We start from the raw sequence: 12,762 nt of genomic DNA on the forward strand, positions 1-12,762 counted from the left end.
CTTTGTTATGTTAGCGGCGACTCTTTCTCGCCTCTCTTATTGCTCACAAAGCTCGATAAAACGCCGCAGCGCGTTCGACAGCCATTTCTTCGGGTGCATAACGAGCAGCAGCTCCAAGCTCAGCTCTGGTTGATCCAGCGGCAGCGCCGCGAGTTCTCCTCTTCGCAGTTCCTCCTCCGCCGCCATTCGCGGCAGTATCGCAATGCCCGTTCCAGCTTTGACGCATCTCTTCAGAGCCTCAGGATTGCCAAGCTCCAACCCGATACGGTACGACACGCCCTGCGACCGCAGCAGCTTCTCCAGCATAATTCGATAGTTGCAGCTTTCCTCTGTCATCAGCCACTCGGCTCCGTCCAAGTCCGCAAGGTCAAGATGCCGTTGCGCCGCCGCCATTAATGGATGGTCGGGCCGAGCGATAACAACGAGCGGCTCCCGCCTTATCGTTTTCCAAGTCAACGACGGGTCGAACGGCGTCTTATCCAGCAGCAGGCCGAAGTCGATCTCACCTTCCTGCACTTTGCTTATGATGGACGGTTCCCGGTCGGGCTGCATCCGTATGGTCAGTTCCGGTTGCTCCTCGCGAATACGTTGAATGAGCGGAGGCAAATAATACGACGCAATCGAGTCGATCGTCCCGATCGTCAGCGTGCCGCCCCCTTGCTTGGCCAACTTCTCCTGCGATTGCCTGTAAAGATCGAGCATTTGCACTGCGATTCGCAGCAGTTCTTCTCCAGCCTCCGTCAGACGCAAGCCTTTACCGAATCGTTCGAACAACTGCACGCCATAAGCTTTCTCCAACTTCTGAATTTGTGTCGTCACACTGGACTGCGCATAACCGAGCGCTTCCGCTGCACGGGTAATGCTTTGGCGGACGGCAACCTCCCGGAATGTATGGAAATAGGTCAATTCCATCAATTCGACCCTCCCATCGAAATTATTGATATTGATCATCAATTATTATAGATAACACCGATACTTAATTCCATGCTAAAGTTAAGCCATTCCAATCTCGGGAGGCTGTATCGATGCTTAGTGAACGCGAACTGCAAGGAGTCTATGTGCCTGTTATCACCCCCTTCGATCCCAATGGCGAACTGGATCTGTCCTCTTATGACCGTCATCTCAGCGGCTTGTTGAACCACGATATACAAGGCATCGTGTTAAACGGCACGACCGGCGAATCGCCAACTGTACATTGGGACGAAGTTGCTAGACTCATGCAGACGACGGAAACAAGCATGAAGCGTCTCGGCCGCCGCATTCCAATTATTATAGGGACAGGTACGAATGATACCGCATCAACCATCCGCCGTACGGATCATGCAGGCATGCTGGGAGCCGATGCCGTACTAGTCGTCACGCCATATTACAACCGGCCGTCGCAGGAAGGGATCATTGCTCATTATAGAGCAGCCGCTGAAGTCGGTGTTCCGGTAATTGCCTATGAAATTCCGTCGCGGACCGGTGTACGGGTACATGCCGACACGATGCGTGCCATTCTCGATATCGACGGCGTCATCGGGCTCAAAGACAGCTCAGGCGGCATCGAGCTCACGGCTGAATTAACAGCAAACAACGACTGCAAGCCGATTCTGTGCGGCGAAGACCCTTATTTCCACGCGATGATGTGCCAAGGTGCAAGCGGCGGCATGCTCGCATCCGCTAATGTGCACACGGAAGAGTTCACTGAAGTATACCGCCTCGCAGCGGAGGGCCGGCTTCACGAAGCTAGAGCCGCATTTGACCGCCTGCTCCCGATCATCCGCCTGCTGTTCCAGGAATCCAACCCTGCACCGCTCAAATGGCTGCTCGCCCGGCAAGGCATCCTCACATCGGACGCTCTGCGTCTGCCTATGACGCCGATCTCCGATATGCTCCGTACTCAAATAGAGCAGTTGCTGCAGAACAGCATATAATCAGCCCAGGCGAGTTATATCACGATATGCCAGCGTCAATGAAGTCTGCAGCACTTTATGATTTCGACCGGTAACATTTCCGCTTTCTGTACGTCTATGAATGCGGAGGTGGCATTTGTGATTAAACGAACGACTATCGCTTCACTCTTTCTCGCACTCCTCTTCGTCATGGCGGGCTGCGCCGCAGAGAAAACACCCGTGATCAGCAATGCCGAAGGCACCCCCTCGCTCCCAAATATAGCTGCAGGCGATACGGTCATTCCTGTTATACAGAGTTCTTATTGCTGGGAGCGTACATGCGCCGATTATCCAGGTCCCATTAAGTTGCTGAAAGGGTACCTGCCAACCGTTGTCGCTCCCAATACTAGTATTCATATCGCGTTCGACTACAAGCCAGCGCCCAACCAGCTGCATGCCTCACTGTCTGTAGATGAATATGAAGATCAAGACATTCCGCTCACAGACGGAGCCTTCCATGCCCCGAAGCAGCCAGGAACGTATTATTTCAGCATTTCGGCTAATTGGATGTCGGACGACGGCAGGACTTCGAAAGGACATACCTCGGCCGCATTTGGAATTGAAGTCAAAGGCTAAGCAACCGGGAATTATTAAAGAGGATAACTGAATTTCCTCAAAAAAATGGCCTCAGCCTCCACTTCGCAGTGGAGGCTGAGGTTGTTTCGCGTGTAATTTAAAATGGTCCCTTGTCGAGTGAACACATTGGGGATAGCTCTCTTGTCGTTATTGCCTTGCCATCGTTCCCATACGTCCCGCCGCTTCAATGACCGTCGGCGCGATTTCCTTCATCCGTTCCAGCGTCAGACGGCTAGACGGACCCGAGACGGACAGTGCAGCGACGAGCCGGCTATGCCGGTCGAATATCGGGGCCGAGACGGCTGCAGCGCCCGGCTCGCGTTCTTCGATGCTTGTCGCATAACCGTTGCGCCGAATCTCAGTCATAAGGCACTCGAACATGTACCGATTAACGACTGCCGGCTGCAGCGACTCCAGTTCCTTCCATATATGCTCTTGCTCCGCCACGTCTGCGAACGCGATCAACACTTTACTGGAAGCGCCGACATAGAGCGGAAGACGTGCGCCCACTGTTGCGACTCTGCGGACCGCCTGATTGCTTTGCACCGCTTGAATACGAATCCTCTCGCCTCTGTCGCGGACATACAGACTGACCGTCTCGCCAAGCGAATTGCGGAGCCGTTCCATCTCCGGCAGCCAGATGACAGCCGGATCGTCCGACGAAGTGAGATGCGCAGACAGCTCCCATACCCGGAAACCGAGACGGTAACGCTCCGTCGCTCCGTCGCGCTCGACAAATCCGCGATCCTCCAATGTCGACAGCATCCGATGGACGGTGCTTTTGTGCAATCCGACCTTCTCCGCAATTTCGGTCATCGCAAGGTCCGTTCCCGAAGTAAAGCACAGTAATATATCGAGCGCCCGCTCGACGGCACGCACCGTCGATTTGCCTTCCTCTGACACCGTCGCCACTCCCTTCATCTATCGATAAGCATAACGCATGATAGTTTCACACAATGAAACCTATTTTCTTCTAGTATAACTCAATCCACCCCTATCGTAAACCTTAAGACGCTATTTTACAGGGATATTACAAACGGGTAACAAGTCATCGACATTGATTGACACCTCCAGTAGGACGGTCATACGATAGTAGTACGAAAAGACTAAAGCGCTTCCAATGTAGAGAGGGGATGTTCCGGATGAGCACGATTGCTTCCACACCATTGCCGATGACTAGTCCAGCCGCACCTGCCATTCGTCCTGCTTCCCGCTATGCTGCCCGCAGCAGACGCCGCACAGGCAGACATGCCCTGGTCGCTACGGTGTCGGCCGTTGCCGCACTGTGCATTCTGGCGGTAGTCGCATTCCACGGCTACATTGCCTGGATGCTGGCCCATCCGTACGTGGCCCCTCTCTACTCCAATCCGACCGAGGCTGCCGGCCTCGCATATGAAGATGTTGCATTCCCTAGCCACAGCGGACGGACGACGGTCGGCGGCTGGTTCATCCCGGCAGGTGACGATGGCAATTTGCCGGTTCCCGGAACCGATGTTCAGACCGCCGCGATGCCAGCGCAAGCTGTGGAATCGGAGCGTACCGTCATTTTCAGCCACGGCTATGGCGCCAACCGCGAGGAAACATGGGTCCCGATGTACGATCTCGCCAAGCTGCTCCATCAGTTGGATTATAATGTGTTGATGTTCGATTACGGTTATGCATCCACTGCCTACAAGGCTCCGGCTACAGGCGGTCATGAAGAGTCCCAGCAGCTGCTGGCGGCAGTCCAATATGCCAAGTCGCGCGGAGCGGCTGAAATCGTCGTCTGGGGTTTCTCGATGGGTGCGGGAACGGCATTGCAAGCCGGTCTTGCGACTGACGATATCGACGCTATGATTCTCGACAGCCTGTTCCTCCCGAGTCCGGATGCTCTGTTCCACAACGTAACCCAGATACTCCCGCTGCCTAAATATCCGTCGCTTCCGCTCATCGAGTTCATGCTTCCAGCGTTTACCGGTACATCGTTCAGCGGCATTCCGGCGGACGAGGTCATGACACGCGACTATCCGATTCCGCTGTTCATCATGCACGGCACGGAGGATGTGAAAGCACCTTATGAGATAGCCGAGCATATCGCAGCGAATCAGACGAACCCGCTATCCCGCGAATGGATCGTAGGCGGCGGCAAGCACGAGCTGCTGTTCCAGGTTCATGCCAAAGAGTATATCCAGCGTGCAGCGCTATTTTTAGGCCAAGTACATCAGCAGCATATCGACGCCGAAGCAGCCGAATCGGTGATTCTATAATCCGAAAGCACGACATAGACGCTCCATGTCATGAATACATCTGTAGCGTAGACGTACGTTCTCTTGCAAGCTCAGGAGATCCGGACGACGGGACAGATCGCCATGAACAAGGAGGCTGATGTCGTGCTTTTCGTATATGGAGCCCAGACGCCTATTCGGCTGCTGGAGGAAATTCGTGATTGGAAAAGGCAAGAAATTGAGCATGCCGCTGTCATACGCCGGCTGTCACCGACTTTGGAGCCTGAATTCGTGTGGGTGCTCACCGAATGGGAGCATCCGCTGCGCGCGGCGGAGCGTGTCGCAGACCGCTGCTTGAACGAGGCGCTGGCGCGCACGCCGGAAGAGGCGAGCGAACCCGAGCTTTTGAATGCCAGAGCGGATGTGCTGCTGCAAGCATCCGCCTACCAGTCGCAGCGGTTCGTCGAGCATTTGCTTCAAATGCTTGAACGCAGCCCTTCCCTTGCGGCCAACCCAGCGGCCAAATCGTTCGTCCTGCACGCCGTGAGGGAATCCAACGGCTTCTTAAGCATGAACGAATCGTATAGGTACGGATTTACACCCGATGTGGATGTGGACGGCTCAGGCAAACCGCCTAACGAAGAGGCAGTCGTCACAATCGGCGCCGCCGGCACGCGCAAGATAAGCAAGACCGCCGCCGCGAAGCCGCGTACCGGCGTCGTCACGGCCGGGCCGACGGCTGCCGCCGGCGATCCGGAGGGCAGGCCTACCGTGCGGCCGGAGTCCGGGAACGGGCAAAGCGCAGCCGTCGGAAACGCCATCGGCGATCAAACGGTACCCGCTGCAGCGCCGTCGTCAGAAGTCTCTCCAGCCAGTGCGAATGACCGGGCACCGGCGCCTCAAGTTCCGATCGGCGGGCACCGGCTGCCTCCCCTTCCGTATGCGTACAATGCGCTTGAGCCGTATATCGACGAGACGACGATGCGAATTCATCACGATAAGCATCATCAAAGCTACGTCGACGGGTTGAACAAAGCCGAACGCGAGCTGCAGCAGGCGCGCCAGACCGGCAACTTCGACCTCGTCAAGCATTGGGAACGCGAGCTCGCTTTCAACGGCGCCGGGCACTACTTGCATACGCTCTTCTGGCCGTCGATGGCTCCTCACGCAGGCGGTCAGCCGTCTGGCTCGCTCGCCGCGCAGATTCGTAACGACTTCGGCAGCTTCGAGGCGTTCAAGAATCAGTTCAGCGAAGCAGCCGCCAAAGTCGAGGGCGGCGGCTGGGCTATTCTTGTCTGGAGTCCGCGTGCAAGAAGACTGGAAATATTAACGGCGGAGAAACATCAGAACTTATCGCAATGGGACGTCGTACCGATCCTGCCGCTTGATGTGTGGGAACACGCCTACTATCTCAAGCACCAGAACAACCGGGCCGACTATATCAAGAACTGGTGGAACGTCGTCAACTGGCCGTACGCCAATCAGCGGTTCGAGCAAGCGAGCAAGCTGATCTGGGATCCTTTCTAAGCCAACAAGGTGGTATCCAAGAGAGCGTGCAGCCGCCCGCTCTCTTGCTGCCCGCCACACACCTCCAAATGCACAAAAAAAGCAGCCCCAGCCAAACGGCATAGGACTGCTCTCTCTATAGAACGCTCTAGTCTCTGATCAGCGACAAAAACTCTGCCCGCGAAGCCGGGTCGCGCCGGAACTGGCCTCTAACGGCAGACGTCATCGTCTTGCTGCCCGTCTTCTTGACGCCGCGCGCACACATGCACAGATGCTCGCCCTCGACGACGACCATAACGCCATGCGGCGCCAGCGTCTCCTCGATAATATCCGCGATCTGCGAAGTAATTCTCTCCTGCACCTGCAGCCTGCGTGACACAGCTTCAACCAGCCGTGCCAGCTTGCTCAGACCGGCAATCTTGCCGCTCGGTATATATCCAATATGCGCTTTCCCGAAGAATGGCGCCATATGATGCTCGCACTGGCTGTAATAGACAATATCTTTCACGATAACCAGCTCTTCGTGCTGCTCATCGAATGTCACGCCTAGCACATCTCGCGGATCTACTTCATACCCCGCAAAAATCTCTTCATACATGCGGGTCACACGCGCAGGCGTTTCAAGCAGGCCCTCCCGCTCGACATCCTCGCCGATCAGCTTCAATATTTCCCGCACATGATGCTCGATCTGCTCGCGGTTGTTCCCTACTTCAGAGTTGACGTAATCTTTCTTGCCCGCCATCCGATCTCCTCCTTCCGGACGCGCAGAAACTGCCGTTTCCTAACGTTTGAACTTCTGGTTGCGCATCATTTGCTGCGCTTTTTGCATTTGTTGCTTGTTCATATTATAACCCATTTGTTTCGCCATCTTCTGGAGCATGTCCGGATCGCTCTGCATCCGCTCCAGTTGCTTACGCAAGTAGAACACACCTGCGAAGAACCCGCCGGCTGCACCGACGATCAGCGCCACAATGGCCGTAATCGTAATCCACATCTTCCGTCACCCGTCCTTATCATGTTGCGCCCATCCTGCACGGATCTAGGCATATTGTACCTAATTCTAGCATGTTAACATTTCGTTCGCAAACGATGATTTTTCCTGTGCCCATTGTCTCTTCTTCAAATATTCGGCACCCCGCCTGCGCTGCATCAACGAGTGTCCGCCGCTTCTTTCATAGCGTTCGCTGTAAGCGCGGTCATTGCCCGGGCAATCGCCTCGCTTGCCTCGGTGTCCTTCTCTTGCTCCGACGCTTGCCGAAGCGCGGATGCCGCTTCTTCGCCTCCGATGCGTCCAAGCGCCCATGCCGCCGTTCCTCTTAATACGGGACGAGTATCCTTCAACAGTACTTCCGTCAAGGTTGGAACAGCTGAGTGCTCGCGAAAATTGCCGAGCGCAATAACCGCATTACGCTGAATCGGCTTCTTGCCGCGCCACGCGCCTGACACGTGCCCGAATTGCTCTTTGAATTCGCGGTTGCCGATCGTCAAGAGCGGCGTAAGCAGCGGCTTCGCGAGCTCTGGGTCCGGCTGCAGATCCGCATGATGCGTCCAGTTCTTGCCCCGGTTCTCCGGGCATACGATCTGGCACGTATCGCAACCGTACAGCCGGTTGCCGATTTTGCGCATATATTCGTCCGATAACATGCCCTTGGTCTGGGTGAGAAACGAGACGCATTTGTTCGAATCGAGCTGTCCAGGTCCGACAAGCGCCCCCGTCGGGCAAGCGTCGATACATTTGGTACAAGTACCGCACTTATCCGCAATCGGCGTATCCGGCGGAAGCGGAAGGTTCGTAATCATCTCGCCAATATAGATCCACGAGCCAAGCTTGGGCGAAATAATCGAGCAATTTTTCGCGCTCCAGCCAATACCCGCCCGCTCTGCCACCGCACGATCCGACAAAGCGCCAGTATCGACCATACTCTCGACGCGCACTCCCGGCACTCGTTCCTTCAGCCACGCCTCCAGCCTGCCCAGCCGTTCCCGCAGCGCCGTATGATAATCGACTCCCCATGAGGCACGCGAGAAAATCCCTCTGCGAGCGCCAGGCTCAGACTTGGGCGGATCAGGAAGCTTGGATGAGTATGCGACAGCAATCGAGATAATCGACTGCGGCCGGTCGAACAGCAGTGCCGGATTCGTTCTGCGGTCCAGATCGGCCTCCTCGAAGCCGGACTCCCTGCCCAGCTCACGGTGGCGGATAAGCCTCTCCTTCAACTCTAAGAAAGGATCAGCCGACGCCACGCCTATATCGTCAATTCCGAGCGACATCGCTGCCGCCTTCAACTCTTCTTTAAACGCGTGCCAATCCCGGTGAGGTACTTCTTGCGGCCAAGCAGGCGCCTTCTCCTGTCTATCCTGTTGTACAAACTCCGACTCCAATGGCTTGTCCTCCCCCTTCCGGTCAGCTATAGACGTTTGATCGCTGCACGGGCCAGTTCATCGCACCGATTGTTCCATTCGTTATCGCTATGGCCCTTCACTTTTACATAAGATACTTGATGAATTTGCATAAGTCCCCACAATACTTGCCAGAGCTCTTGGTTCTCGACCGGTTGTCCTTTGCTGCTCTTCCAGCCGTTGCGCAGCCATCCGCGAAGCCAGTTCTGCTGGAAGCAGTTCACGACGTATGCGGAATCACTGTACACCGTCACCTTGCAAGGCTCCTTCAGCAGTTGAAGCGCCTCGATAACCGCCTGAATTTCCATCCGGTTGTTCGTCGTGTGCTTCTCTCCGCCCGATATCTCTTTCTGATGCTTGCCAAAAAATAATACGGCGCCCCATCCGCCGGGTCCTGGATTGCCCGAGCAAGCGCCGTCTGTATAAATCATAAGCTCTTTCATGATCTTTCGCTCCTACAACGCATTCAAATCGGAGAACGGCCATACGATCCAGTCGGCCCGTCCGCTGATCTGCCCTCTTGGTATCGCGCCGAACGACCGGCTGTCCCGGCTGGCGCGCGAATGGCGGTTGTCGCCCATCACGAAATAGCTGCCCTCCGGTACGACATACGGACCATAATCATAGTCGTCGATCTCCGAGTCAGTGTAAGGCTCATCCGCCTGTACGCCATTGCGGTACAGTATCCGCTTGCGAATTTCGATCTTGTCGCCCGGGAGGCCGACCACCCGCTTCACGAGCAGCTTTCGGTCCGGTTGTTCGTCGAACGGATCCTTCAAGATGACGATATCGTCCAGCCTAGGATCGCCGAGCAAGTAGACGAGCTTATTGACGAACAGCCAATCGTGATCGTGCAGCGTCGGCTGCATGGAATGGCCCTCTACTTTGGACAAGTGGAATACGAATGCATGGAGCAGAAGCACAATCGTCAGCGCGATGGATACGGTTTTGATCCATCCCATCCATTCGACGAAACGCGGCTGCCCCTTCTCCTGCAATTCAGCAGGCGCTCCAGTTTCCAGCTCGGACATAGTTCAACTCCTAACTCCTACACGAAATTAGCCGCCTCTCGCAGCCAATCCTCATAATACTTCAACACATCGCTGTCCTTGAAAGGCGCTTCTGCCGTCTTTGCCCGCCGAAGCAGCTTCTGCAGGCCTGTTTCCACTTTATGGACCACGATGTCCGGATAATGATACATCATGCGATGCCGCTCGAATTCGTCACGGTCGACGACATGAATGCCTCCGTCCGATGTGCGAATGACGTCCAAATCATAATCGATATAAGTAAACACATCGTCGTTCTGCGTGATTGGAGATGCCACATTGCAATAATAACGGACGCCTCCGTCCTCCAGCAGCGCAACGATATTGTACCATTCCCCTGGAATAAAAAAGGATACGGCCGGAACCCTGCTCGTCCATAGCTTTCCGTCTGCTTCTTGAATGGGAGTCTGCCGGTTGATAAGGACCGTCATCGACAACGCCGCGTGCTCCGGGACAAGCCGCTCTGCCGGGACGAGCCAATTGCGGTGCCAGAACCGGTGCAGCCGCCCATTATGCTTAAAGCTCTTGATCATACAAGGCTGGTAATTGTTCATCCGTTCCACCTGACCGCGTTTCTGTCTAATAGTATAAGAAAAGCATATCCGGGCGCCAAAAGCAATGGCATTCGGATATGCTTTCAATAACAGGAACTAACGTCCTAATCGATTGTCTCTATAACCGGCACATGTTGTCTATCCCGCTACGATGCTGAGCTTCTGGAACGAGCGAAAAAAATCGCTGGCTACGTAGCCTAGCTTCTCGTACAGCGGAAGCACTTTCTCGTTGTGCTCATCGGCCGTAATCATAATCTTGGTCACATGACGCTGCTCAAATCGTTGCTTCAAGCTTTGAATCAGCGATTGGCCGATTCCTTGACGCTGGTACTCTCGTTTCACGGCTACACGATAGTAATAACCCTTATTGTTGTCGATCGTGCCGATAATCATACCGACGATCTCGCCTTGTTCAACAGCAACGAGCACCAAATCGCTATCCCATGACAATTGCCGCGCGAACGCGCTCATCGTCAGTTCATAGCAATCATCTGACAATACGGTTTCTAGCAATTCCGTCACAGCACCGTAGTCAGACAGTTGAAAGGAACGAACGTACATGTGTGTTACAACTCCTCAATCGATGTCATAGTACAAGCTTAATCTATAAAATACGACAAAAACAATAAAAATCCTTCTAAAACTTTAAAAATTCTTTAAAAATCTCTTGAAAACGCTTAAATATTACTGAAAGCGCTTAAATTTAAGCGTTTTCATAGATTTACGACAAGATAGCTCGAATTTACGCGTTCTTTTGTACATATTAGTCCTTCTTTTGGGCTACCCTATTTCCGTTCTACCACCATTCGACTTTCGCAACAATAATGTTGATTTATCCCCCTGAATAAGGGATAATGTACCTGAAATCAACACAATATCAGGAGGTAATATAATGGCTCATCAACTGCCTGCACTGCCTTACGCGAACAACGCTCTCGAACCGCATATCGACGAGACGACGATGATGATTCACCACGACCGTCACCACAACGCATACGTAACGAACCTGAACGCTGCTCTGGAGTCCGCTCCGGAACTGCAAAGCAAATCGATCGAAGATCTGATCGCCGATCTGAACAGCGTACCGGAAGCAATCCGTACAGCAGTTCGCAACAACGGCGGCGGCCATGCGAACCACTCCCTCTTCTGGGAAACAATCGGCCCTAACGCTGGCGGTGCTCCATCGGGCAAACTGGCGGACGCAATCGCTAGCGAACTCGGCGGTCTCGATAAATTCAAAGAAGACTTCGCGAAAGCCGCAGCTACACGTTTCGGCTCCGGCTGGGCATGGCTTGCTGTTGGACAAGACGGCAAACTGAAAGTATACAGCCTGCCTAACCAAGACAGCCCGATCATGGAAGGCGACACGCCAATCCTTGGTCTCGACGTTTGGGAGCATGCTTACTACCTGAACTACCAGAACAAACGCCCTGACTACATCGCAGCGTTCTGGAACGTTGTAAACTGGGCAGCTGTCGGCCAACGTTACGAGGCAGCAACGAAATAATAAGCTTTACCTGGACAGGCCTCTTAACCGAGCCTGTTGCAAGCCATAATGGCAGGGCAGAGGGTTTCCTTCTGCTCTGCCATTTTTGTTTGTTGCTGTTGCTGTTGCTGTTGCTGTTGCTGTTGCTGTTTGCTGGTGCTTCCCTCTTTCCCACATACCTCTTTGCAAATAAGAGCCCTGAAAGGTCTCTTATTTCATCATTTGCCTCTCTTAATTCCAATTAAGAGTCTCCTAAAGACTCCCAATAGTCATCCACACTCACTTTCGAGTACGAATTGAGCGTTTAAGATACTTTGAGGGACTCTTATTCTGCTGCATTCAATACGGATAAACAAATAAACACCCTTGAAAGCCCTTAATTGTCCATGTCTCTTATGGGGGAAGTGCAGCTTGCTGAATTCAGTAGGCAAGAGTACACGCTGTAGGCGCATACACTTAACCAGTACAAACGCTGTCAGGGATAAGGAGGCGAACCACTCGATGTATCCGAATTATTACGGCTACGGCAATCCGTACGGGTATCCATACGGATACGGATACGATAACAGCTATCACGAGCCTGCATTCGACCCGAATGCCCAAGCTGCGGAAGAGCAAGTGCCGTACATCGACCCTGAGACGGGCTATTACTACGATCCGAGGGCTCTGATGCCTCCGGGAATGACTCCAGGCATGCCGCCTGGAATGCAGCCTGGAATGCCTCCGGGGCCGCCGGGGCTGTTCCCGCCGGGACCATTCCCGCCTGGGCCGCCGGGGCCGCCGCCGCGTCCGCCAGGTCCATTCCCGCCTGGGCCGCCGGGACCACCGCCGCGTCCGCCGGGACCGTTCCCACCGGGACCGTTCCCACCGGGGCCGTTCCCACCGGGGCCGTTCCCGCCTGGACCGTTCCCGCCTGGACCGTTCCCTCCAGGGCCGTTCCCGCCGGGGCCGTTCCCACCGGGGCCGTTCCCGCCGGGGCCGTTCCCTCCAGGGCCGTTCCCGCCGGGGCCATTCCCGCCTGGACCGTTCCCGCCTGGACCGTTCCCTCCAGGG

The 12,762-nt window shown here is 54.8% G+C and carries 14 protein-coding genes and 1 pseudogene; 6 read left to right on the forward strand and 9 right to left on the reverse strand.

Features of this window, described 5'->3' with window-relative positions; translation table 11 throughout:
- Positions 1–36: 36 nt before the first annotated feature.
- The gene (locus tag PKO01S_RS27210) at positions 37–912 is read right to left on the reverse strand and encodes a LysR family transcriptional regulator (protein ID WP_127534587.1); all 876 of its coding nucleotides are present in this window, start codon (positions 910–912) and stop codon (positions 37–39) included.
- 113 nt (positions 913–1,025) lie between these two features.
- Here PKO01S_RS27210 and dapA point away from each other — a divergent pair, with 113 nt between their 5' ends.
- A complete protein-coding gene (dapA, locus tag PKO01S_RS27215) occupies positions 1,026–1,916 on the forward strand; it encodes a 4-hydroxy-tetrahydrodipicolinate synthase (protein WP_127534588.1) in 891 nt (296 codons plus the stop codon).
- Positions 1,917–2,033: 117 nt separating this feature from the next.
- Complete coding sequence (locus PKO01S_RS27220; protein WP_127534589.1) at positions 2,034–2,510, forward strand: hypothetical protein; 477 nt, start codon at positions 2,034–2,036, stop codon at positions 2,508–2,510.
- 147 nt (positions 2,511–2,657) lie between these two features.
- Here PKO01S_RS27220 and PKO01S_RS27225 read toward each other — a convergent pair whose 3' ends face one another.
- Entirely contained in the window at positions 2,658–3,413 is a 756-nt protein-coding gene (locus tag PKO01S_RS27225; RefSeq protein ID WP_246070757.1) for an IclR family transcriptional regulator, read from the reverse strand.
- 239 nt (positions 3,414–3,652) lie between these two features.
- On the opposite strand from PKO01S_RS27225, the gene PKO01S_RS27230 reads away from it, so the two are divergent.
- Both PKO01S_RS27230 and PKO01S_RS27235 read left to right on the forward strand, forming a co-directional pair.
- Entirely contained in the window at positions 3,653–4,756 is a 1,104-nt protein-coding gene (locus PKO01S_RS27230; RefSeq protein WP_127534591.1) for an alpha/beta hydrolase, read from the forward strand.
- 123 nt (positions 4,757–4,879) lie between these two features.
- Positions 4,880–6,241 (forward strand): Fe-Mn family superoxide dismutase, encoded by a 1,362-nt coding sequence (locus tag PKO01S_RS27235; RefSeq protein ID WP_127534592.1) that lies wholly within the window; start codon positions 4,880–4,882, stop codon positions 6,239–6,241.
- Between the two features lie 127 nt (positions 6,242–6,368).
- On the opposite strand, the gene folE is transcribed toward PKO01S_RS27235, so the two are convergent.
- From folE to PKO01S_RS27270, 7 genes are all read right to left on the reverse strand, one after another.
- Positions 6,369–6,962, reverse strand: coding sequence for a GTP cyclohydrolase I FolE (gene folE, locus PKO01S_RS27240; protein ID WP_127534593.1), 594 nt, complete (start codon positions 6,960–6,962; stop codon positions 6,369–6,371).
- Positions 6,963–7,001: 39 nt separating this feature from the next.
- Positions 7,002–7,214, reverse strand: a complete 213-nt coding sequence (locus PKO01S_RS27245; protein WP_127534594.1) for a YneF family protein — start codon at positions 7,212–7,214, stop codon at positions 7,002–7,004.
- Between the two features lie 155 nt (positions 7,215–7,369).
- On the reverse strand, positions 7,370–8,491 hold the full coding sequence (gene queG / locus PKO01S_RS27250; RefSeq protein ID WP_127534600.1) for a tRNA epoxyqueuosine(34) reductase QueG: 1,122 nt from the start codon (positions 8,489–8,491) through the stop codon (positions 7,370–7,372).
- Between the two features lie 137 nt (positions 8,492–8,628).
- Complete coding sequence (gene rnhA, locus PKO01S_RS27255) at positions 8,629–9,063, reverse strand: ribonuclease HI (RefSeq protein WP_127534595.1); 435 nt, start codon at positions 9,061–9,063, stop codon at positions 8,629–8,631.
- A gap of 12 nt (positions 9,064–9,075) precedes the next feature.
- Positions 9,076–9,651 carry a signal peptidase I gene (gene lepB / locus PKO01S_RS27260; protein WP_127534596.1) on the reverse strand — a complete coding sequence of 192 codons (576 nt, stop codon included), beginning with the start codon at positions 9,649–9,651 and terminating at the stop codon, positions 9,076–9,078.
- Positions 9,652–9,668: 17 nt separating this feature from the next.
- Positions 9,669–10,223 (reverse strand): DUF402 domain-containing protein, encoded by a 555-nt coding sequence (locus PKO01S_RS27265; RefSeq protein ID WP_127534597.1) that lies wholly within the window; start codon positions 10,221–10,223, stop codon positions 9,669–9,671.
- A gap of 138 nt (positions 10,224–10,361) precedes the next feature.
- Positions 10,362–10,784 carry a GNAT family N-acetyltransferase gene (locus tag PKO01S_RS27270; protein ID WP_127534598.1) on the reverse strand — a complete coding sequence of 141 codons (423 nt, stop codon included), beginning with the start codon at positions 10,782–10,784 and terminating at the stop codon, positions 10,362–10,364.
- Between the two features lie 331 nt (positions 10,785–11,115).
- Between PKO01S_RS27270 and PKO01S_RS27275 the strand changes: the two genes are divergently transcribed.
- Positions 11,116–11,730, forward strand: coding sequence for a superoxide dismutase (locus PKO01S_RS27275; RefSeq protein WP_127534599.1), 615 nt, complete (start codon positions 11,116–11,118; stop codon positions 11,728–11,730).
- Positions 11,731–12,210: 480 nt separating this feature from the next.
- Positions 12,211–12,762: pseudogene (locus tag PKO01S_RS27280) on the forward strand (hypothetical protein); the annotation flags it as partial.

This window comes from Paenibacillus kobensis NBRC 15729 (assembly GCF_004000825.1).
Taxonomy (GTDB): domain Bacteria; phylum Bacillota; class Bacilli; order Paenibacillales; family Paenibacillaceae; genus Paenibacillus_T; species Paenibacillus_T kobensis.